The 20,805-nt window shown below is 68.5% G+C and carries 29 protein-coding genes; all 29 read right to left on the minus strand.

Annotation, left to right across the window (positions count from 1 at the left end):
• Positions 1-942 (minus strand): hypothetical protein (locus tag PMES_RS04480; protein WP_159964328.1); only part of this gene is annotated, 942 nt, incomplete at its 3' end.
• Positions 942-1,217 carry a hypothetical protein gene (locus PMES_RS04485; protein ID WP_159964329.1) on the minus strand — a complete coding sequence of 92 codons (276 nt, stop codon included), beginning with the start codon at positions 1,215-1,217 and terminating at the stop codon, positions 942-944. The genes PMES_RS04485 and PMES_RS04480, both read right to left, overlap by 1 nt.
• Positions 1,218-1,231: 14 nt before the next feature.
• Entirely contained in the window at positions 1,232-1,435 is a 204-nt protein-coding gene (locus tag PMES_RS04490) for a hypothetical protein (protein WP_159964330.1), read from the minus strand.
• A complete protein-coding gene (locus PMES_RS04495; RefSeq protein WP_159964331.1) occupies positions 1,428-1,736 on the minus strand; it encodes a hypothetical protein in 309 nt (102 codons plus the stop codon). The genes PMES_RS04490 and PMES_RS04495 overlap by 8 nt, the downstream gene beginning before the upstream one ends.
• Complete coding sequence (locus PMES_RS04500) at positions 1,733-2,200, minus strand: hypothetical protein (RefSeq protein WP_159964332.1); 468 nt, start codon at positions 2,198-2,200, stop codon at positions 1,733-1,735. Before PMES_RS04500 ends, PMES_RS04495 begins: the two co-directional genes overlap by 4 nt.
• Before the next feature lie 79 nt (positions 2,201-2,279).
• A complete protein-coding gene (locus tag PMES_RS04505) occupies positions 2,280-3,122 on the minus strand; it encodes a contractile injection system protein, VgrG/Pvc8 family (protein ID WP_159964333.1) in 843 nt (280 codons plus the stop codon).
• Entirely contained in the window at positions 3,119-3,331 is a 213-nt protein-coding gene (locus PMES_RS04510) for a tail protein X (protein ID WP_159964334.1), read from the minus strand. Before PMES_RS04510 ends, PMES_RS04505 begins: the two co-directional genes overlap by 4 nt.
• On the minus strand, positions 3,328-3,726 hold the full coding sequence (locus tag PMES_RS04515) for a phage tail protein (protein WP_236549696.1): 399 nt from the start codon (positions 3,724-3,726) through the stop codon (positions 3,328-3,330). Before PMES_RS04515 ends, PMES_RS04510 begins: the two co-directional genes overlap by 4 nt.
• Positions 3,719-5,983 (minus strand): phage tail tape measure protein, encoded by a 2,265-nt coding sequence (locus PMES_RS04520; RefSeq protein WP_159964335.1) that lies wholly within the window; start codon positions 5,981-5,983, stop codon positions 3,719-3,721. The genes PMES_RS04515 and PMES_RS04520 overlap by 8 nt, the downstream gene beginning before the upstream one ends.
• A complete protein-coding gene (locus tag PMES_RS04525; protein ID WP_236549697.1) occupies positions 5,983-6,129 on the minus strand; it encodes a GpE family phage tail protein in 147 nt (48 codons plus the stop codon). Before PMES_RS04525 ends, PMES_RS04520 begins: the two co-directional genes overlap by 1 nt.
• Positions 6,130-6,131: 2 nt before the next feature.
• Positions 6,132-6,464, minus strand: a complete 333-nt coding sequence (locus PMES_RS04530; RefSeq protein WP_236549698.1) for a phage tail assembly protein — start codon at positions 6,462-6,464, stop codon at positions 6,132-6,134.
• Between the two features lie 10 nt (positions 6,465-6,474).
• The gene (locus tag PMES_RS04535; RefSeq protein ID WP_159964336.1) at positions 6,475-6,972 is read right to left on the minus strand and encodes a phage major tail tube protein; all 498 of its coding nucleotides are present in this window, start codon (positions 6,970-6,972) and stop codon (positions 6,475-6,477) included.
• A 12-nt stretch (positions 6,973-6,984) separates the two neighbouring features.
• Entirely contained in the window at positions 6,985-8,175 is a 1,191-nt protein-coding gene (locus PMES_RS04540; protein WP_159964337.1) for a phage tail sheath subtilisin-like domain-containing protein, read from the minus strand.
• On the minus strand, positions 8,175-8,678 hold the full coding sequence (locus PMES_RS04545; protein WP_159964338.1) for a hypothetical protein: 504 nt from the start codon (positions 8,676-8,678) through the stop codon (positions 8,175-8,177). Before PMES_RS04545 ends, PMES_RS04540 begins: the two co-directional genes overlap by 1 nt.
• Positions 8,679-8,685: 7 nt before the next feature.
• Positions 8,686-9,423 carry a hypothetical protein gene (locus tag PMES_RS04550; RefSeq protein WP_159964339.1) on the minus strand — a complete coding sequence of 246 codons (738 nt, stop codon included), beginning with the start codon at positions 9,421-9,423 and terminating at the stop codon, positions 8,686-8,688.
• A gap of 9 nt (positions 9,424-9,432) precedes the next feature.
• A complete protein-coding gene (locus PMES_RS04555) occupies positions 9,433-9,936 on the minus strand; it encodes a phage tail-collar fiber domain-containing protein (protein ID WP_159964340.1) in 504 nt (167 codons plus the stop codon).
• Entirely contained in the window at positions 9,933-10,574 is a 642-nt protein-coding gene (locus tag PMES_RS04560; protein WP_159964341.1) for a phage tail protein I, read from the minus strand. The genes PMES_RS04555 and PMES_RS04560 overlap by 4 nt, the downstream gene beginning before the upstream one ends.
• A complete protein-coding gene (locus tag PMES_RS04565) occupies positions 10,567-11,463 on the minus strand; it encodes a baseplate assembly protein (protein ID WP_159964342.1) in 897 nt (298 codons plus the stop codon). The genes PMES_RS04560 and PMES_RS04565 overlap by 8 nt, the downstream gene beginning before the upstream one ends.
• The gene (locus tag PMES_RS04570) at positions 11,460-11,834 is read right to left on the minus strand and encodes a GPW/gp25 family protein (RefSeq protein ID WP_159964343.1); all 375 of its coding nucleotides are present in this window, start codon (positions 11,832-11,834) and stop codon (positions 11,460-11,462) included. Before PMES_RS04570 ends, PMES_RS04565 begins: the two co-directional genes overlap by 4 nt.
• On the minus strand, positions 11,831-12,283 hold the full coding sequence (locus tag PMES_RS04575) for a phage baseplate assembly protein V (RefSeq protein ID WP_159964344.1): 453 nt from the start codon (positions 12,281-12,283) through the stop codon (positions 11,831-11,833). The genes PMES_RS04570 and PMES_RS04575 overlap by 4 nt, the downstream gene beginning before the upstream one ends.
• Positions 12,280-12,822, minus strand: coding sequence for a hypothetical protein (locus PMES_RS04580; RefSeq protein WP_159964345.1), 543 nt, complete (start codon positions 12,820-12,822; stop codon positions 12,280-12,282). Before PMES_RS04580 ends, PMES_RS04575 begins: the two co-directional genes overlap by 4 nt.
• On the minus strand, positions 12,819-13,271 hold the full coding sequence (locus PMES_RS04585) for a phage virion morphogenesis protein (RefSeq protein ID WP_159964346.1): 453 nt from the start codon (positions 13,269-13,271) through the stop codon (positions 12,819-12,821). The genes PMES_RS04580 and PMES_RS04585 overlap by 4 nt, the downstream gene beginning before the upstream one ends.
• A complete protein-coding gene (locus PMES_RS04590; RefSeq protein WP_159964347.1) occupies positions 13,271-13,699 on the minus strand; it encodes a gp436 family protein in 429 nt (142 codons plus the stop codon). The genes PMES_RS04585 and PMES_RS04590 overlap by 1 nt, the downstream gene beginning before the upstream one ends.
• A 157-nt stretch (positions 13,700-13,856) precedes the next feature.
• Entirely contained in the window at positions 13,857-14,255 is a 399-nt protein-coding gene (locus PMES_RS04595) for an HI1506-related protein (protein WP_159964348.1), read from the minus strand.
• Between the two features lie 13 nt (positions 14,256-14,268).
• Positions 14,269-15,204 carry a Mu-like prophage major head subunit gpT family protein gene (locus PMES_RS04600; RefSeq protein ID WP_159964349.1) on the minus strand — a complete coding sequence of 312 codons (936 nt, stop codon included), beginning with the start codon at positions 15,202-15,204 and terminating at the stop codon, positions 14,269-14,271.
• Positions 15,201-16,169 (minus strand): phage protease, encoded by a 969-nt coding sequence (locus PMES_RS04605; RefSeq protein WP_159964350.1) that lies wholly within the window; start codon positions 16,167-16,169, stop codon positions 15,201-15,203. The genes PMES_RS04600 and PMES_RS04605 overlap by 4 nt, the downstream gene beginning before the upstream one ends.
• Before the next feature lie 448 nt (positions 16,170-16,617).
• Entirely contained in the window at positions 16,618-17,838 is a 1,221-nt protein-coding gene (locus tag PMES_RS04610) for a phage head morphogenesis protein (RefSeq protein ID WP_159964351.1), read from the minus strand.
• Entirely contained in the window at positions 17,831-19,369 is a 1,539-nt protein-coding gene (locus PMES_RS04615; protein WP_159964352.1) for a DUF935 domain-containing protein, read from the minus strand. The genes PMES_RS04610 and PMES_RS04615 overlap by 8 nt, the downstream gene beginning before the upstream one ends.
• Positions 19,369-20,763: a terminase large subunit domain-containing protein gene (locus PMES_RS04620; protein WP_159964353.1), complete on the minus strand. Its 1,395-nt coding sequence runs from the start codon at positions 20,761-20,763 to the stop codon at positions 19,369-19,371. Before PMES_RS04620 ends, PMES_RS04615 begins: the two co-directional genes overlap by 1 nt.
• Between the last annotated feature and the right edge of the window lie 42 nt (positions 20,764-20,805).

Genomic DNA, 20,805 nt, shown 5'->3' on the forward strand with positions numbered 1-20,805 from the left:
GATGCTGACGCCGGCCGAACCGATACCCATCTGCAGCTCGACGCCCGCATCATGCGCAATGTCGCCCGTCTGCGCGCCGGGGATCTGCGCGTCGTAGCTCATCACCCAAGGCGCATCGTTGCGCTTGTAGGCCGCCCGCGCGGCGTTGGCGGTCCCGGCGTCCAGCTCGAAGAGCATCGCCACGCGATCACCCGCCGCGAAGGCGCCGGGCGGGGCCAGCGCGATGTTGAAGACGTTGCCCGAGGTCCGCGCAAGACGCTGCACGCTGACGCTGCCGTCGGTCAGGTAGATCACCCGCATGTCGCCGTTGAACAGGTCGATGAAGCCGGCATTTGACGTGGGCAGGGTGGGGAGCGAAACGTTGGCGTGGTAGAGCAAGTTCGTGGACGCGGCGAAAGGCCAGACCTTTTTCAGGAACGTCCCGGCGGCGAGCGTTACCGCAGGCTGGACGGCCGCGACCACCTCTTGCTGCGCCACGATGCTTCGTTCTTCGGTCCCCGCGACATTGGCCGCAATCTCGACATAGCGCAGCTCGAGACCGTCATCCTCTGGCGGCAGGGTGTAGGTGCTGCCGGAGGCGCGCGCGACCGTGTCGGTGCCCACGAACCATTGCCGGGTGATCTCGGGTGGATCGTTGGACGGCGCCAGCACCAGGCCCGGCGTGGCCGTGTAGTCGCTGCCGACGCTGGTGGAGGTCGGATCGAGGATGAAGATCGGCAGGCCAGCGTCGAGCTGCGAGCGGAAGACCTCATACGAGGCATTGTAGCTGGGCTCGGAGTGCCCCGTCAGATCGAAGGTAATGCGCCCGGTCGCGGTATTCTCCACCAGGTTCGAGATCGTGCCCTCGCTGGCCACGAGATCGCGGACGGCCGCGCCGCCGGCCAGGCGCACCAGGCCCAGAAATTCGCCGGCAATGCGCTGCCGGCCGACGAAGCCGCCCATCACGCAGGCTCCACGATCAGATAGTGGGTCTGGGCATCGACCGCGCCAGCGGCCACGAGCGCATCGTAATCGGCCTGCGAGATCGCAATGATGTTGCGGATCACCGTGGCGCCGGCGATGGCGCTTGCATCGGAGCGGATGGCGGCAGTCTCGAGGGCACCCAGCCGATCGTAAAGCTCGGTGGCGTTCTCATTGATCTTCTGCGCGCCGCTGCGCAGATCATCGCCGGTGCCGTCATTGGGCACCGTGCCGGTGTTGATGAGCTGTTTAACCATGGCAAAAGCCTTTCTTAAGCTGCGTCGAAGGTCAGGTCTGGATCGTCGAAGGTGAAGGATCGGCCGTCGAAACTGCGCGGGGGGCGGGCCGCGTCGAACGTGGCGCTGCCGCTGTCCCAGCGGAGCACCGATGCCGAGTAGTTCGGTGCAGTGATCGCAAGACGGGTGACTGCGATCGCGAAGAGCGGTCGGCGGTTGATGACCCTTGCCTTAAACACGGGTCACGTCCTCGAGGATGAGTGCGGTCTTGGTGACCGAGCTTCGGATCACGCCGCCGGGGCTCGCGAGCTCGACATCGAAGCGGTAGAGGCCGGGGGGGAGGCGCGCGGTGGCGCTGGCAGGCGCGGAGAGCGCGATGGTGCGGTCAGCGGCACTGACGATGACGGCCGTGAGCCGCAGCTGGCCGTGGATCGAGCGCAGATCGCAGCGCGGCGTCATCGTGGCCAGATCGCCGATCTCCTCCTCGATCGTGACCAGCCAGGACAGCGTGTCGCCCTGCTTGATGGTGACATCGGTCATTCTGTCTCTCCCATTGCAAAGGCGCGATTGAGCGCGATGACGATCCGGTGCAGATCGCCGGGCGCGTAGGTGTATGCGGCCTGCAGACCGAGCGCGTCGGCGACGAGCTCGCTGCAAAACCAGCGGCGCGGTGCCGAGCGGCGCAGCGGCAGCAAGAAGTTCGCGGCGATCCCGAAATAGTCATAGCCGGCGCCGATCTGCCTCATGGCGCGCGGCACAGCGTTTTGATGCGCCCAGCCCAGCACCGGCAGCACATCCCAATGATCGGGCTCGAACATGATTTTCTTCATCCGCACGCCGCCATCGCGGCGCGAGGCGGAGATCGCCCACGCCTCGCGCCGCCGGCCCGCCCCCAGGACGTGATCATCGACCAGCTCGACATGGCTGTAGGGCGAGCGGGTCGCCAGGCGCACGGCGCGGTCGGCAAGCGTTCCGGGGGCACGGTAGAAGGCCAGAGAGATCATGGGGCAAGCTCCGCATCAATGGAGGTGACGAGGGCCGGCCCGAGCCGGTGACGCACCTCTGTGATCTGGAAGGTGCGGGTCAGTTCCGGCCGCATCCCGCGGGGCTCGATGAGCCGGCCGGCGAAAAGGTCGGGCCCGCCCGCGCCAGTGCCGCCTCCGCCGCGCGCCGCGCCTCGGCCTCTGATCCGAAGGGATGGCGCAACCGTTGCTCGGGCGCGCCCGATCCCGCGGTGACCTTGCGCAGGGCCGCGCTTTGCACATCGGACCATTCGGCGGTGGCGCTCTTGTAAAGGGTGCGCTCCTCGAAGGCCCAGCTGTAGGACGTCATCTCGGAGGCCGCGACGTCGGCAGGGGCGAGGGTCTCGCCACTTGCCAGGGCGGCGCTGCCGCGCGGCACCAGGACAAGGCGGCCCGAGGCGGGCTTTACGGCGGCATCAAGGGGGGCGGCCAGCCGTGTCAGCAGGTGCAGGTCCGATTCTGCCGTCTGCGCGACCAGCTCATAGGCGATGCCGGCAAGCTCGGGAGCGATCGTTGCGGTGAGCCCGGCCTCGGCGGCGATCGTGCTGGCGATCTGGCCGAGTGTCGCGGCCGGCCAGGCGCGCGTTTTCGGAGCGCGGATCGCGGCGGTCATGTCGGCGGCCTTGGCTTCGATGCTCATGCGCGCGGGCGGGCCGCTGCCCTCGCGGCGATCCACGCTGAAGCGGCCCATTGCCGTGAGCCCGGTCTCCCGAAACCCGAGGGCCAACTCGAGCACCGCCCCTTCGGGCGGGATCGCCAGGACGGCATCGCGGTCGTCGAGATCGATGCGCAGCCGGTCGGAGGTGATCCCGGCGGCATCGACGAGCTCGAGCGAGATCAGGCGGTCGCGCAGGGCCGCGCTGATATCGGTCCCGTTCGCGCGCAGCTGCAGATCGGGCGTCATGGCCGGCCCCAGAGCCGCACCGGCTCGGCAACGTCCCGCGCCGACGGGACTGTATCCGGCAAGCGCAGCTCGAGCCCTGCCGGCAGAAGCGGCCCGCGCGCGGCAAGGCCGGGATTGAGATCGAGCACCGCGGCGATGTCGGAATGATGGCCGAAGGCCTCGTAGAGCAGATCGTCGAGCATGTCGCCCTGCCTCGTGCGAACGATCATGCCGCGTCCTCCCCATATGCGGCGAGGGTGATCGAAAAAGCGATCTTGCGCGGCGCGCCGTCTGCCAGGAGCGCGGTGCGGGTCTCGCTCACCTGCGTGATCACCCAGCGGCGCCAGACGAAGCCGGCCCCGTCGACCAGCATCAAGGGTAGCCCGAGCTGCGCCTGGGCGCGCATCAGATCGATCTGGCGCAGCCCGCCCCGGAAATGCGGATAGATCACGCCCTCGAGGGTGATGGTCTGCACGCCCGGCCCGGTGAATTGATGCGCCGGCGCCCGCCCGATGCGCTCGAGCGCCTCCCAGCGATACGCCGCCTCGCGCCGGAAGCTCTGGTAGCCGCCATTGAATATGCCGAAGCGGAAGGCGCCGAGGGCCATCATCACCAGATCACGCATCGTAATCGCCCCCATCGTGCAGCGCCGCGCCGCGGCTGCCCTGGCGGGCGGAGCGCGCGATCTCGGCACGGACCGCCTGGGCGATCTGAACGGGATCGGCTCCCGGGGCCGGATAAATGTTGATGTCGCCGATCGTCACCGCCGTGCCGGAGCCCGGCGCTCGCGCCCCGCGCGGCGGCGAGACGGCGAGACCCCGCGCGGCGCGCTCGCTCATCGAAACCATCTCGCGCAGCTGGCCGTGATGGGCGATGAAGCCGCCACGGTCGCGGTATTCAAGCTCGGGGCCGCGCTCGCCGGTAAGCAGCCAGCCGGGACCGAAGCCGCCGCCGCCCGCGCGCGCCTGCACCGGCGCGCCGGGCGCGGCGCCCGCGGCCAGGCTGACCTGGGCAGTGCGCGGCATGGCGGCATCGACCTTGGCGGCCATAGCCTGGACAGCGGCGATCACCCGCGCGGTGCCCGCCACGATCCCGTCCGCGAGGGCATCCATCATGGCGCGGCCGCTCGCTTCGAGATCGAGGCCGCTCAGAGCGTCGTTGGCCTCGCGCACTGTCTCGGCGATGGCGCGCGGCAGGGCACCGGCGGCCTTCGAGACGCGCTCGATACGCCGCTGGAGGGCCGCGACATCCTCGCCATCGGCGCGCATGTCCTCGATCGTCGGAGCCTGCGGGGCGGCCGGGGCGCCCTGCCCCGCGCCAAGCAGTTGCAAAGCCTCGGCCGCGCGGCGGGCATCGGCGCCGGTGGTCGCGGCCTTGCCTGCCAGGATGTCATGCAAGGCCTCGACCTCGATCAATCCCTGCTCATACCGCTCAACCGCCGCCAGCCCCTCGTCCCATTCGGTAAAGGTGCCGCTGAGGGCGTCTCGCAACTGATCTGTGAGCGATGCCGCCTCATCGGCCTTCCCCCAGGAGATCAGCGATGGCATCTCGGGGATGATGTCCGACCAGGAGAAACTGGGCATCACGTCGGACCAGGAGAAATCGGCCGCATTGCGCAGCCAGTCGACAAGGTTGTTCCCGTTCATCCAGTCGACCCAGGCATCGGGCATGATCAGCTTGGCGATGGAAGTGGCGACCCCCACGCTCGCGACGCGGATGCGCTCCCACAGGCCAGCGGCCTCATCGAGCTCGAGGAGCGCCCCGGTCATCTCCTTCAGCGCGTCGTTGATCGGGTCCAGGAACATCTCGCCGGCGCCGACATTCTGGGTTGCGAAGGCGTTCTTCAGGCGCTGCCAGTTATCGATCACGTCATCGGAGACGGCCTCGAGCTCCTTTTGCATCGAGCCGGCCGCATTGGCGCGCACATCGCCGATGCGGGCCATGGCGCTGTCATATTTCTCCAGATCCGAAAGGATCGGCAGCAGCTCGCGCCCGGCCTCCTCGCCGAAGAGCTGGGAGACGATCCCCGCCCGCTCGAAATCAGGCATGGCCGAGATCGCGCCCACAACCTCGCGGATCGCGGATGTGGCATCGGTGGCCATGCGGCGCTGCAGCCCGGCCCATTCCTCGGTCAGACCGATCTTCTCGAGCTGGCGGGTCTGGGAGGACGACAGATCGCCCATGCCCTTGACCATGGTCCTGTTCATCGCGAGGAAGCTGGTCTTCGCGGCTTCGGGCGCAGTGCCTGCCGCGATCATCGCGGTGCCGAAGGCCAGCGTCTCCTCGGTGGCGTAGCCGATAGCTTTACCAGCCGCGAGCGCATCGGCGGCGAACTTGGCGAGCGGCGCGGCGCCGGCCGAGCTGGTATTGCCCATGTGGTTGACCTGGTCGGCGATCGCGCGGATCTCGTCCTGGGTGGCGCCGAGCGAGGCGCGCCAGTTGCCCATGATCGCCGCGCCATCGATCCCGTCCATCGCGAAGAACATGGTGGAGGCATCGCGCAGGAAACCGCGCAGCTCGGCCGGATCGGTGATGCCCATGTTGCCGGCGGTGCCGGCCATGGCGATGAACTCGCGGGTGGCGAGGGGGATGTCCTGCGCCAGATCGTCGATATCGTCCTTCAGACGGCCCAGCCCTTCGGAGGAAAGACCGAGCGTCTTGTTGGCCTCCGACCAGGCATCCTGGGCGGTTGCGGCCGCGCGCACGGCATTGGCGGTGGCAGCCGCGCCAGCCGCCCCGATGCCGAGCGCCATGCGGCCTGCGGCGCGCCCCAGCGTGGCAACGCGGCTGTTGATGCCCCGCAGGTCGTCCTCGACCTCGCGGGCCGGGCCGCGCACCTTGTTGATCAGGCGCATGACGATCTCAACGTTCATGTCGCGCATCAGTCATCCTCCATGCGAGGTCCGCGCCGCAGGGCATGGGCGTGCCAGCGCATCAGTTCGGGGACGCTCATCGGGTCCATGTCGGCGAGGCGCCATCCGAAGATCACGGCGATGTCGGCCATGATCTCCTCGACATCGCCCGGCACGGTCAGCTGGTCTCGGCATCCTCGATCTCCGCCAGCATCTCCCGGCGCTCCATCTCGATCGTCTCCGCCTTGAAGAAAAAACCCGAAACGATCAGCGAGAGCCCCCCGATGTCGTCGGTGGCGAGCTGCTCGACCTCGCTCGGCGCGAGGTTCGGGCGGGTGATGCGCGGCAGGAGCTTGATCAGGGCGCTCACGTCGCCCTGGATGAGATCGATGGTCTTGAGACCGCGCAGCGCGCCGGCGTTGGGCCGGCTGAGGGTGACGGTCTCGATCCGCTCCTCGCCGCGCAGGATCGGGGCGGAAAGGCGGTGGGTGTTCATGGCTTCAGTGCTCATTGATCGCTCCTTAAATGCCCATTGCGCGGCGGGTCGCGGCGAGTTGATCGACGCCGCCGATCACCCTCCGGCCCGCCTGCACATCGATCTCGAAGAGCTCGTCGCCATCCTTGACGAGGCGGAAGTAGTCGACATCGAGGGTGAGCTTGATCGGCACATCCGAGCCGGTCTTGAGATCGGAGAAGTTCATGACCGACCAGCGCCCGCCAAGCGATGCGATGAAGGCGCTGGCCTCGTAATCCGCCTCGCCCCGCTCGATCGGGCGCAGCACCATGCGGCGGCGCGCCCCGAAGAACTTGATCGGCTCCACGGTCCATTCCGCCAGGGTGATCATGGCCTGCATGCCGGCCATGCCCATCTCGACGGCGAGCGGTGCATCCATGCCGGCGCCGCGATGCCCTTCGGTCTCGAGCTTCAGCTCGGGCAGCGTGGCCTCGGTGGCGCGGCCGGCGTAGCTGACGCCGTCGATATAAGCATTGAAGTCGCGGATCTTGCGCGGGTATTGCATCACGTTGCTCCTTTAGAGTGTGGCCGCGCCGGCGACTTCGGCGACGAGATCGTCGTAGTAGTCGCCGCGGCGGTGAGCGCGGAAAGTCAGGTGCTCGAGGGGCGCGGGCGGCTCGAAGTCGAAATCGAGATAGAGCTTGCCGGCCTTCAGCGCGGCCTCGGTGTTGAGCTCCGGATCGAGGTAGCAGCGGAAGCCCAGGAGCGCCCCGATCGAGACGAGGCCCTGGCCGAAGGCCTGGACGCTGTCGCGGATGTCGAGCACCAGCTGCGCGGAGAGCGGCCTGTCGAGAGCCCACAGATGCGCCTGCTCGATGCTGTCATAAAGGATGTCGGCGGTGCGGCGCACCGACAGGAACGCCCATTGCGCATCGATGCCAGCGCCCCGGTTGCCCCAGAGCCTGAAGCCCGAACGGCGAATGATGGTCGCGACCTCGGCCTCGTTCATTCGGTTGGCCTCGCTGTCATCGGCACCAAGCGAGAAGGAGACCGGGCGGTCGGTGCCCGAAATGCCGTTGATCACCTGGTTGGACGGAGACCACCAATAGCCGCGCTCCACGTCGCTGCGCGCGATCAGACCGGCCACGTAGGCGGAGGCGGGGCGCGAGACGAAGGCGGCCGTCGCGGTGTCGAAGACCTGCACGGCCGGATCGACGAGATAGAGCCGATCCGATCCCCACAGGCCCCGGTCGGTTTTCGCGTCGGTCTCGGTGGTGTTCGGACCGTCGGCGATGACCACGGCGCGCAGCCGCTCGGCGGCGGCGATGAGGTTGGTGGTGACCGGGCTGGCCAGATCGCCTGGCGCCGTTGCGCTGAAGCCCGGCGCGACGAGGATGCGCGGTGTCAGATCGAGTAAGGGCTGCGCCTTGAGCAGCGCGTAGACGCCGGTCTGATCGGCGGCAGTGCCCGCGACGGCCGCCAGGGTCTCGGCCGCGGTCAGGCCTTCCTCGACGCGCACCATGACGACGGTGCCGGCGCCTTGCGCGTAGATCGCATCGAAGGCGGGGCGCAGCGTGCCTTCGGCGCCAAGGGCCGCGGCGGCGCGGGGACCCTCGACCAGGACCGGGGTATTGGCCGGGAATGCCACCGGATCGGCGGCGCCCGCCGTGCCGACCACCCCGATGACCGAGCTTTTGAGGTTGCGGATCGGGCGCAGGCCGTCATCGATCGCGATGACTTCGACGCCGTGAAGGAACTGTTCGGGCATCATGCGCCTCCCAGGGTTGCGGCGGCCTGCCCGGCCGCCTTGTCAGCTTCGGATTTGAGCCGGGCGAGCGCCGCCTCTATGGTCGTCTGCGCGCCGGGCGCGGTGTCGGGGATGGCGTTGATGGTGGCATGCGCCTCGGCCTCGAAGGCGCCGATCCAGAGCGCCACGCGGCGGGCCGCGCGGGCACGATCGGTGATCACCAGCAGCAGCGCGTCGCGGTCGATACCGCGGGCGGCGGCCTCGCGGTCGATCATCTCCAGCTCGCCCGGAGCGGCGCCGAGCGGATCGGCGGCGATGGCCTCCTTGATCCGGTACTCATCGAGCTTCCCGGCGGAGGCGGAGGAGAGCTGCGCGCGGTACTCGGCGGCAACCAGGGCAATCGCGGCGCTGGCGGCGCGCTTGAGCGCGGCGATGATCACCGCCTCGGGGATCGCGGCGGCGCGGGCGGCCGTGGGCGAGAAGTTGGTATAGCCGCGGCCGTCATGGGTGAAGTTCAGATCCATTATGTCCTCACAGGGCGGTCATGTTGGTGACGAGGTTGGAATTGGCGCCGGGGTTGGTGACATTGGCGCCGATGACATAGGCGCCGCCCATGTTTCCATTCACGTCCGTCGTCTGGTTCAGCACGAAGGTCAGGGCGCTCGCGGTCAGGGTCCCGCAAGAGCCGAAGCCGTTCGAGACCGGCCGGATGAAGTCGATATCGGCCGCGCCGAAATGCAGCATCATCTTCGAGAAGGCACCGATCGGACCCACGATGGCGCTGTATTGCGGATCGGCGGGCAGCGTGCCGGTATAGGTCGGGAACGCGACCTTCACGCCGCGCAGCAGGATGCCGGCATTGAGATCGGCGCCCCATCCTGAAAGCCGCGCCGTGCCCCCGGCTTCGTAGGCACTCAGGGTGATCGTCGGGCGCGGCCCGCCATCGGGGCCGAGGATGGTGATCGCCTTGGCGGTCAGCGGCTGGCGCTCGGGCGGCAGGGTGATGTCACCGAGCAGACGGATCAAACCCGAGCCGTTCTCGGGCACTGCGGCGATCGCCGCCTTGATCGAGGCGAAGGGCGCGGCTTCGCTGCCCGCGTTGAGATCGTTACCGGTGGCCGGATCGACCCAGTAGAGTTTGTGCAGCTTCGGGAAGGCGGCGATGGCGGCGGCAAGCTCGGATTGAATTTCCGATTTTGCCCCCTCGAAATACGCTTTCAGCGCCGTGTTGGTGCCGATCAGATTGGCGATATCTTCGGTGGTGGTCATGAGGTCTCCTTAACTGGCGCGCGCATCGAGGCGCTCTGCCTGGCGCAGCTGCTCGAGCTGCAGGTTTGCGAGGGCGGCGGCGGTCTTGACCGCGAGATCGAAGAGCGCATCGTCGGGGGCATGGACGATCACCAGGCCGCTATCGGCGGCGCTGAACTGGAGCACGTGGTTGACCAGGTATTCGATCGCGCCGGCCTGCCCCAGATCGGCGGAGGACCAGATCGCGATCAGCGTGCCCTCACTGTCGAAAAAGCCGATCTCGCGCACCTGGTAGGCCTGCGCGCCCGGCGGGAAGGACGCGATGACGCGCCAGGCGTCGGGCTCGATCCGGTGGCGGCGCTCGATCGCGGCGCGCGCCTTTTCGCGCCTCAGACCGACCTGGCCGGGATCGGGGGTGTAGACGACGCCGAGCCCGTCGCCGATGGCGATATGGCTGATCGCGACCTGCGTGGCGCTGCCGGCCGCGGCGCTGATCTTCGCGATGCCGGCGGTGGTCAGGAGGATGTCGCTCATGATGCGGCTCCGAGATGGTGGGTGGCCAGGGAGGTGACGCGCAGGTGGCCGCCGCTGCGCAAGAAGCCCCGCGTGCTGGCGAGACGGGGCGCGGGGCGCGGGGTGAGGATGGCGGCCTGGCGCGTGCGCGCCAGCGCCCCGGTCCGGACCGCGAGGCGCGTCTCGAAGTCGTAGCCGATGCGCAGGACGTAGTGGCTGCGCGCGGGCTTGGTCCGCTCGATCAAGGCCTTGATCCGGGTGATCAGCGCGGTGTCGACCTGCCGGCCGGCCCTGGCGATATTGCTGGCATAGGCATCGATGCGGAACGTATGCGGCACGCCGCCATGCTCCCACCACTCGCTCAAGTCCAGCCGCAGTCCGGCGCTGGTCAATGCCTCCTCAACAGCCGCGCGCGTGCCCTTGCGGCGATGCACGAAGATGCTGCGCGCGATGACCGCACGTTTCGTCTGCGTGTCCCAGCCGGGATCCCAGACATCGACTGACATGGCCCAGGCCAGCCAGGACAAAAGCTCGGGCGGGCAGCGTGCGGGGTCCATGAGTGTCGCGACGGCGCCGAGCTGAGGTTTGCCCGCGCGAATTCCCGCCTCGAGCGCCAGCTCGGCGGGGGCGGCATTGGGCGGCAGGATGCTTTCAGACATGGCGGATCACCGCCGCTTGCGCGGCATAGGCCACCTCTGTGGGACCGACGGCGACATCGGCGGCGGGAGAGATCAGCCTCACCGCGCGCACCACGTCCGGGATGTGCAATGCCGCGAAGAGACCGCTGCGCGCGATGTCACGTCCAAGGCGGCGCTGCGCATCGATGTAATCGGCGGTACGGGCGGCGGCGGTGGCAAGCGCGAGCTCTGGGTCCGGGCCGTCCATCAACTCGAGCTCGGCCTCGACACCGTAGGCGATGACGGCAGGCGCCGCGACGGTGACGCGGTCGGTCAGCGGACGGATGTCATCGGCCGAGAGGACCGCCTCGACCTGGGCAAGGGTCGCGGCATCGGGGGTGCCATCGCCGGCATGGGCGAGCACGGTCACGGTGACCTCGCCGGGCTGGGGCGAGGTGACGGCCGCATCGCGCACCGCGCCGGACGCGCTGAGGGCCCAGAACTGGTAGGCGCCGGCGGGGCCGGCCACGCTGTAGCCCTCGAGGGCGAGCTGTGTGCGGGTGCGCAGCGCGTCATCGCTCTCGAGCTGCGGGGGCACGGGCGGGGCCGCACCCGGATCGCCCGGATCGATGACGAGACGCTCGACGCCCCAGAAGGCGGCGAGGTGATCGAGATCGGTGCCGCGCGACAAGGCCAGCATCGAGGCGCGGGCCCCGTCGTTGAATTCGGCGCGGTCGAGCATCCGGTAATAGGCGCAGACGCGCAGCAGCTTGGAGGCCGGCTCGCTTTCGAGGGCGAGGGTCTCGGCCATCTCGGGGATGGCGGCGATGGCGGCGGCGCGCATCTCGCCGAGCAACAGCTCGAAGTCGGGCTGTTCGATGACCTGCGGCGCCGGCAGGCGCTCGAGCGCGATCTGGGTATAAGCACTCATGAGCGGCCTCCGGCGGCGGCACGCGCGGCGCGCAGGGGATCGAGATCGACGGTGATGTCGAGCGCGATCGGTGCGGCGGCGCGGCTCACATCGAGGCGCAGCTCGGCCCGGCCGGGGGACGCGGCGAGGATCTGCACGCGCTCGAGCGTGATGCGCGGCTCCCAGGCGGCGAGCGCCTCGGCGCTGGCCTGCACGACATCGACGAAGGTCTCGCCATTGATCGGCGCGTCGATGAGGTCTGGCAGCGTCGAGCCATAGTCGCGGCGCATCACCAGCGTGCCGAGCGGCGTGCCGAGGATGTCGGCGATCGACTGCGCAAGATGCGCATCCGCGTCCAGCGCGCGGCCGGTGATCCGGTCCATACCGCTCATACCGGCTCTCCCGTCTTGCCCGCGCCGGTGGCGACACCGCCATGCTTGTGCGCCTTGAGGCTGATCCCGCCGGCGATCACGTCATCCGAGGCGACGAGCTTGCCCGTCAGGATCAGATCGCCGGTGATGCGCAGCTCGCCCGCGCCCAGATCGAGCACGGCATGGGCCGGATCGCCATCGCCGGGCGCGTTGGAGGCGGCGATCGAGGGGCCGATGAGCGCGCGGGCCAAGTCGCCCCCGGGCGCCAGCACCGTGACCTGCTCACCGATCGCGGGCATCGCGTAAAGGCGTATGGCCCCCATGCGCAGCTGCATGACAGGCAGGAGCGTGGTGGTCAGATCACCGATGGCAACCGCGGCGCGGGAGGCTTGCCCGTCGATCGCGGTGACAGTGCCGATCTGGACGATATTGGCGATCCGGCGATCGGCCTCGGCGGCGGCAAAGCTCATGGCGCCACCACCGTGTAATCGTCCTCATGGGCCGCGCCGACCTGCGGCACCTGCGAGACATAGAGGGTGAGCGGCACTGCCTCGCCTTGCGCGATCGGCGCAAGAACCGCCGGCTGGCGCCAGGCGAGCGCCCAGAGCGCGGCCTTGGTCTGGCGGTAGCCCTGCGCGACGAGTGCGCGCGCCGACAGCCCCTCGGCCGCGCCGCAATCGGGCTGTCCCCAGGTTTGCGCGAGAGTGATGCGCGAGATGGTATGGGTGATCGCGGCAGCGGCGGCATCGGCGCTCAGGCCAAGCCGGTCGCGGGTGATCACGAATGCCGCCATCTGCAAGGTGACCGTGCGGTGCGGACCGGCCAGCGCCGCGTCCTCGTCGAGCCCGAGGACGGAGACGAGTACGGCGGGGGCCAGCACGCTTTCGGAGCGCAGGCGCTCGACATCGAAGCGCCCGGAGATGGCGCGGCATTCGCGCAAGCCCGGCAGCGCCGCCTTGTAGCGCTGCGCGATCGCGGCCGGCAGGCGGGTGAGCAGATCGTCGGTCATGCCAGCAGCTCCTCGATGCGGGTCCCGATGAGATCGAGGATCTGCGCGGCGCCCTTGGCAGAGGTGCCCAGATACGGGCGGGCGGGAATGCCGCCCTCGTCCTCGCTGCCGAACTGGTGAACGGCCGCGTAAGGCAGGTTCGATCCCACGCGGGCCACGGGGCCCCGGCTGACATTGGCGATGCTCGACATCAGACCGGGCTGGCCGACATCTACCAGCAGCGAGTGGACCGCATGGTTGCGCGTCTCGTCATACGCCTCCGACCAGGCCACCCATGGCGTGCCATCGGGCGCGGCCTTCTCCTCGTCGATGCGCAGCTTGGCCTGATCCTCGATCAGGGCGCCGACCTCGAATGCCAGATCGTCGATCTCGATATCCCGCAGATCACCGATGCGCGCGAGCGACGGATCGAGGCCGAGGACTTCGGTTTCAAAAGACAGGCCGCGCATCAGAAATCCCTCAGAGCCGTGCGGCTGAACAGACGCGGCGGGCCGCTCGAGACGATCGGGCGCGGGCCGGCGGGAGCGTCGGGATCATCCGAGGCGGGAAGCGTGAGACGCATCTCGCCGCGCGCGATGCGCTTGAGAGCGGAGATCGCATCCTCGAAGCGCGTGCGGTGCTCGGTGGTCATGACGTCGCCGGCATTGGCCAGGCGGTAGAGGGCGATATCGACGCAATACTGCACCAGGATGGGATGGGTGCCCGGCACGGGCAGATCGTAGCGCACCGCGAGGTGGCCATCGATCTCGGCCGAGGCGGAGGCGAGCGCCTGCGCGATGGCGGGCGCGTCGGCGATCCCGTCGCCGTCGCGGTCGGCGGCATAGAGCGCGTCGGGGCCGTAAAGCGCCTCGATATCGGATTGCGCGGCGTAGATCACAGCAGCACGATCAGAGCCCAAAGCCCGACATGCATCACCGCGAGCAATGCGATGAGCACGGCGAGGTAAGCGTAATCAGGGGACATGGGTCAGCACTCCGAAAAGGTTGCAAGAGGCGCGGGCGGCACGGGGCCGCCCGCGTCATTGCGCGCGGCGATCAGCCAGGCACGGTGAAGCCGCCGGCGGTAATCCGGTCAAAGACCCTGTCGCGCATCGCGGCATTGATGCGCGCGCCGTCATCGCCCAGCAGCTTGCGCAGGGCAGGCAGCGCCGGGCGGCCATCCTTGCCGAAGCCGGCGGCATCGAGGCTGCGGATCGCCTCGTCGAGCTTCAGCTCGAGCGCCTCGCGCTGCGGGGCGGCCTCGGGATCGGGGCTGCGGCCGGCGCGCACCAGGTCTTCCTCGCGCGCTTTCGCGACATGCAAGAGCGGCTCGGCCTCGAGCGCCTCCCATTCCTTCGGCTCGAAATCGTCGCGCTCGACGATGGTGCCCACGGCGTCATAGCAGGTGCCGCCCCGGCAAAAGCGGCCGCGCACGGCCTTGATCAGGTAGCTCATGGTTCAGTCTTCCTTATGCCAGCCAGTCCGGATCGAGCACTTCGACCGCCTGGTAATGCGGGTTCGAGGCCCCGTTCGCGTCGACCATCGTCTTGAAGAGACGGTTGGCATCCGATTGCAGGCTCGGCGGCACCACGATGATCGAGGGCTTGATGCCGAGCGGGCGGCCGCCATCGGCGGTCACGGTCCGCATCGCGAGGCGCGCGTCCTCGAAGTTCGCGGCCGTCAGCGGCGCGCGGGAGGCATAGGCCATCTGCCAGAAGCCGTAGCCCGCCGCGTGACGGGCACGGGCGCCATAGAGGAACAGGTCCTTCATGAAGACCTGGTCGTTGTCCTTGGCGTCGGTCAGCGCGTCGAACTCGGCCGGGCTGCGCTCCTGGAAGATGAACGGCTTGAATGTCCGGCGCGTGTCGAGCAGATACCAGGTCGGTCCCGGCACATCGGTGCCACCCGGCCCGGTGCCGTCGTTGAAGTTCGACACGGTCGCGGCGACCCCGGTCCCGTCGTGATTGGGATAGACCGGATGGTCGGTGTCGAAGAAATACTGCCCGTCATAGCAGGTCTGGAGCGTCCCGTTGGTCATCAGCTCGGCGATCAGCTCGTCGGGATGCCGCCCGGCGGCCTCGGCAAGGCCCTGGACCATGCCGGTATACATACCGAGATTGTCGTCTTCCATGTCCGTGCGGCGGACGCTGACCGTGTCTTCCCACAGCCTGTTGAGGATCTCGTACTTGTCTTCCTTGAGGTCCTTGATGACGCGGTCGCCGATCCACTCGCGCATGCCCGGGAACTCGCCCAGCCAGCCATAGGTGTTCGAGCGCGAGCCCGACGGCGCCGTGAAGGCCACGCGCTGGTAAAAGCTGTCTGCCCGGAACTGCGCGTAGGCATCCGCGAACGTCTTGCGGAAGCTGGTGCGCAGCGCGACCAGGGCTGCGTCGGTGATGATCATCGGCTGGTCTCCTCAGTTTTTTGCGCGAGGAAGTCCTCGGCGCTCATGCCAGTGGCACGGCACATCGCCAGTTCGGTCTCGTCGAGCGCGGCGGGCGCGGCGACGGGCCCCTTGCCTCCGGTGCGGGCGGGGCCGACGATCGGGGTGCGATTGCCGCTCAGACGCTCGAAGCGCTCGAGCCCGCCCTCGGCGCGGCACATGGCCAGGCAGTCCTCGCGATCGGCGGGGGTGAACTTGCCCGCTTCGATCGCGGTATCGACGGCCGTCTCGATCGCGGCATTCCGGCGGGTCTGCTCGGCCTGCTCGAAGCTTTCGACGCGGTTGAGCGCGAGCTTGTGCTCGGCCATCGGCACGAAGGCCGCAGGATCGGGCGTCTGCGCGGCATTGAGCGCCTGGGTGCGCTCCTGGCGCATATTGGTGATCGCCACGACCGCATCGGCGGCTGTGGCGTCGGCGTTGAGGCCAAGAGCCTCCAGAACCGCCTTGTCCATGAATGGAGCTCCTTGGAATTGGCCCGCCGCGTTCATCGCGACGAGATCGAGGTTCGGATTATTGGTCAGGCCCACCGAGACCAGGCGGCGGATCACCTGCGCGCCGTCGAAGGCGAAGACCGGTGAGACATGGGCATAAGAGCGATCGCGCAGCAGCGTCTCGCCGGCGGTGTTCCAGTCGACCTTCGCCCAGAGGCCCGTCTCGCGGGCTTCCAGATCGGTGACATATCCCATGGCCGGCGCGGCCTCGCCGCGCGCGCCCTTGATCTGGGTGGCGTGCTCGACATCCACCGGCAGCTTGACGCCGCGCCGGCGGAACGTGTCGATCACGCCGCCCGCGTCATTCATCGTCCAGGCTCGCCCGTCGATGCCGCGCACGCCCGGACCCTTGGGGATCACGTTGATCCAATCCGGGACGGTGCCCGCTTCGGCATTGAGCGCGATGGTCTCGCAGATGATGTGGGCGGTGTTCATGCGGCCGTTTTAGCCGGCAGCCTGGCGCCTGAGCATCCCGACCGATGTCGGACCGGCTGCGGGCGCGCGGGAAGCGGTTTTGGGGCGAGGCGCTGTGCGGGCCTGTGAGCGGCGTCTTGCCCCGCCGGGCATCATGGGCCGCGAAATTCCGAGTTGGCCGCACAGACCTGTTTAACCGGTATTAAATGACCCCATTGCGCGGCGGGGGGTCAAGGGCTTTGCCGCCCGGCGGACGGTTTGGCCGAAATCCGGTGCCGAAAGGGGCGATCGGGGCCGGCGGGATGGCCGGAAATGCCCCACCCCAGGGCGACGCCAAGGGATGCAGTTCGAGGCCGATCCATCCGATCTTGAACTTTTCTGCGTTTCGGTCTATCTTCCTCTTGTGTGCCTGAGACAGCCGTTCCGCCTGCCTCGAGCAGTGAGGATGTGACGCACCTCCAGGCACACGTTACCTTCTCCTCAGGATCACGTCTTCGTCGGGCACGTCACTCATTTGGCGGGCCCAGTATTTGGGCGCCATCGGGAAGGTGGTGCGCACGTAGGGATGCCCGTCGTCATCCAGCCACATGATGAGCATCAGATCAGGCTTCTGCCTCTTCCCTGAGACACCTGGAATGCGGAACTTGAAGGCGGGCAGGTTCTCAGTCGAATAGGTGACGAACCCAGCCTCGGCCTCCGGCAGGCCGGCGAGGCCTTTGATCAGCAGCCGGCGATTCTCGTCGGGCTTCTCATCGACGAGATGCTCGGCGGAGGCCCTGGTAAGGTTCACGAAGCGCGATCCAACGTGCTCGTGCACCTCAGGCGGCAGCAGGGCCACGGGCACCCGGCCCGGCGCGCCACCCAGCACCCGCTCCACGCGCCAGCTGGTGGCCAGGTCGCGCAGCGCGGCGCGCGCCGCCGGCTCGGGCAGATCGGCGATGCGGCCCTCGAGCAGGTCTTCGACGGCGCGCTGGCGCATCAGGCCCGGATTGCGGTCGAAGCCCGGATCGATCCCGGTCGGCACCATCCGCGCCTCGCCGGTGCGCGCGTTGACATATTCGGTGCGGGCAAGCCGCGGGCTCTCGCTCACCCCGCGCCGCTCGGCCTCCGCGCGCGTCACCTGCCGCACCCAGCACTTGCAGCCAAAGCCGTTGGGCGGCATCCATTCGCCCCAGAACGGATCGTCCACCGGCAGGATCGTGCCCGCGCGCGCCGCATGCGCCGGACGGTGCACCTCGGAAGGACCAAGCCGGTATTCGAGAAAGGGCAAGGCGCGCTTGGTGCGCTCGATGCGCTCCCACTGGCCAGCGGCCTGTGCCTGGCGCAGGTTGGTGCGGTAGATCGTGCGCAGCCGCCGCGGACTGCCGAGCTGCACCTCGGCGCTCTCGCCCGTTACCGGGTCCGACTGCACCGCCCTGCCCCACCAGGAAGACAAGGCCGGATCGGCGCGCCAGCTCTTTTGAAACTGCTCGAAGGTCTGGCCGGTCTCGATCGCCTCCATCACCCGGCCGCGCGCCGCCTCGAGCATGTCGGTCTTCGCCATCTTCGCGACCGTGAAGGCCACGGCATGCTCCTCGGGCTCGACATCCTCCCAGGAGAAGCCGGGCTGGATGCCCTTGTTTGCGAAAAACCGCACAATCTCCGGCGGCGTCTCGGCCGTGAAGCTGTAGCCGGGGCGATCGTCAGCCATCGCTGCGATCCCCGATCCCGCGCGCCCGCGTCATGCCGATCACCAGCGCCTCGATAAGGGCCGCTTCGCTCATCTCGCCGCGGGCGGCCTCAAGGCGCTCCAGCGCCTCTTCGTAGGAGCCCGCCCCATCGATCGCCCCGATCAGCGGATCGGCCATGGGCCCGATCGCCGGGCGCCAGTCGTCCAGCATCTCCTCCTCGAGCGCATCGAGATCGTCCCAGGGGGCGCCGGGCATCTCGGGCCGGTTGCGCGCCTCGCGCTCCGCGGGCGGCGGCGCGGCCGGAGCCGTTGCCCCGCCGATCACCTCGTCGCCCTGCTCCGGCTCGGTGAACTTGAGCCGCGCCCGCAGCTCGGAGGCCTTGAAGGTCAGGCCCAGCTTGGCAAGGCGATCGACATTGCGGATCACCATCTCGGTGTCCTCGGCCTCCTCGATCTCGATCACCAGGCGCGGATAGGCCTTCTGCACCCCGAAATTGAGATCGACGAAGGGTCTGACGAGGTCGCGATTGATCGTGTTCCCGACGGCGCGCGCATCGGCGGACGCGATGTCGTGGCGCACCTCGTTATGCACCTGCGCCTGCGCCATCGAGCTGCCATCGTCGCTGGTCATCGTCTGGCCCAGCACCGCCTTGCTCACCTGCTCGTCGACATAGCGCGCCAGGTTCTCGAAGACCCGGTCGCCCCCGGTGGCCTTGGTATCGGTGAAATCGATCTCCATCGAGCGCGGCAGAACGGCGGCGGCATCGGTGCCGATATTGGCGACGGCGCGGTAAAGCGCGGCCACATCGTCCTTCGTGGCCCCCGCGTCATACCGCCCCAGGCGCAGCGGCAGCCCGTAGGTCTCGACGAAGGCCACCCAGTCCTTGAGCCCGTAGGCCTTGCACATCCATCCGAAGGCCGCGACGCGGGCAATGCCGCCCCGGAACGCCAGACCGGACTTCATGCGTGCGACATGGCGCATGAAGCGGAACGGCTCGAGCGCGATGCCGTCTACCGGGTCCGCCTCGTCGACCAGGCGCAGCTCGCGCCCGGTCTCCCGGTCGAAGGTCACGAAGCGCGGATCGACATGGATGAAGTCCTCCGGCCACCACTGCGCGCCGGTGCGCCGCCAATCGATCTCGACCAGGCTGAAGCCCTTGCCGATCGCATCGAGCAGCGCCTCCACGAGATCGGAGAACCCTTCATGCTCGGCAATGCGCGCCTCTACCGCCGCCGCGATCGTCTTCGAAGGCGTGTCCTCGCCCGCCGGGATCACCCGCGGCGCGATGCCCGACACGGCCCGCTTGCGCGTGCCCATCACCGCGAAGTAATGCGGATCGCGCTCCTCCATCTCCTGCGCCAGCACCAGATAGTCGGTCAGATCGCCCAGATCGCAGGCGCGCAGGATGCCCGCCAGCCGCTCTGGCGTCAGGCCAGAGGCCACGGTGGAGGCGAAGGCTTGGCGGATGCCGGTGACGCCGGGCTCGGCGCGTGGCTGCTCCAGTGCCGCCACGCGGACCGGGTTTCCGTATCTGTCGAGAAGTCGTCCCATCACCACACTCCCGCGCGGGCGTTGAACCCGCCTGTAATCTTGATGTCCCGGTCCTGCGCGGGGCCGGCGCCCGGATTGACGGGCGTGTAGGCATAGGGCTGGTGGCCCAGATCGGCGGCCGAGGCCGCAAGCGCCAGCGCCCAGAATCGGTCGGCATGCCCGTCCGTCTCGCCATCGGCGATCAGCCGGCGCAGGCCGGTCGTCCCGACCCGCGATTTGACCGCGTGAAGATCGGCGCGAATGGCCGTGTCGCCGCGTGGCAGCAGCACGGTGCGGTCCTGCATGTGCTCCTTGAGGCCGGTTGCCATATCGAGCTTGCTGGCGGTGCTGAAGAGCACCCCCTCGACGCGGTCCTGCCCATGGCGCCGCTTGGCGTCCTCGACCGGCTTCTCGCCCATGCCCGTTTGGTCCATCGCGGCGCGCAGCACCCTGTAGCGGCGCATCACGTCCGCCAGAAGATGGTCCTGCTCGGCGAAGGAGATGCGGCGGCGCGCGATGACCTCGCGGGTGACGAGCCGGCCGCCCACAAGCTCGAGCACCCAGATGACGAAGAGGTCGTTGCGCGCGGCGATATCGACACCGACGAAGCAGGGGCCACCGAGATATCGCGCCGGATCGCCAAGCCCCTCGCGCTCGCATTCCGAGATCAGATCATAGCTCAGCCAGGACGAGGCCTCATCGAGCCAGTTGAGCTCGTATTCCTGCGACCAGGCGTCCTCGTCGGCCATGCCGGCGCGCAGCATGTCGATATCGCGCTCGAGCCCCTGCGCGACGGCGCTGTAGATGTCGGTCACGTGACGCGACCACACGCCGGTCTCGTCCGTCATCAGCTCGTAGAACTTGTTGCCCTTGCCGTTCGGGGTCGAGATCACCCTGAGCTTCTGGCTCCCCTTCGAGATCACCGGGAAGAGCGCAGCCCAGATGGCACGGGAATTGGCGTGGAAGGCGAACTCATCGAGGATCACATTGGCCGAGAAGCCCCGCGCGGTATCGGGGTTGGCCGGCAGGGCCGTGATCCTCGATCCGTTCGGGAACGCGACCTCGAGCGCCTTGTAGACCGCATCGGGTCCGCTTGCCTGGGGCACGCGGAACTCTTCCTCCACGAAGCGCGGCTCGCCCCCCGCGACAATGGTGTTGTAGGCGCCGTAAAATGCCTTTGTGAACGGCTTGACCACCTCTGTCATCATCTCCGAGGCCTGCCGCTCGCCGCGGCTCAGGATCACCCAGCGGGTGCGCCTGTCCTCGGCCCAGGCGGAGAAGCAATCGTCCACGCATTCGCCGCCCGTCGAGAACGTCTTGCCCGTCTGCCGCGAGAACATGCCGATCTTGAACCGGGACGCATCCTCGATCCATGCCTGCTGATACGGCAGAAAGGTGACGGCCGGCGATATCATCAGCTGAAGCCCATGATCGCGCGGGCACGGGCGGCGGCGGCC

Source organism: Profundibacterium mesophilum KAUST100406-0324 (assembly GCF_009835145.1).
GTDB lineage: Bacteria > Pseudomonadota > Alphaproteobacteria > Rhodobacterales > Rhodobacteraceae > Profundibacterium > Profundibacterium mesophilum.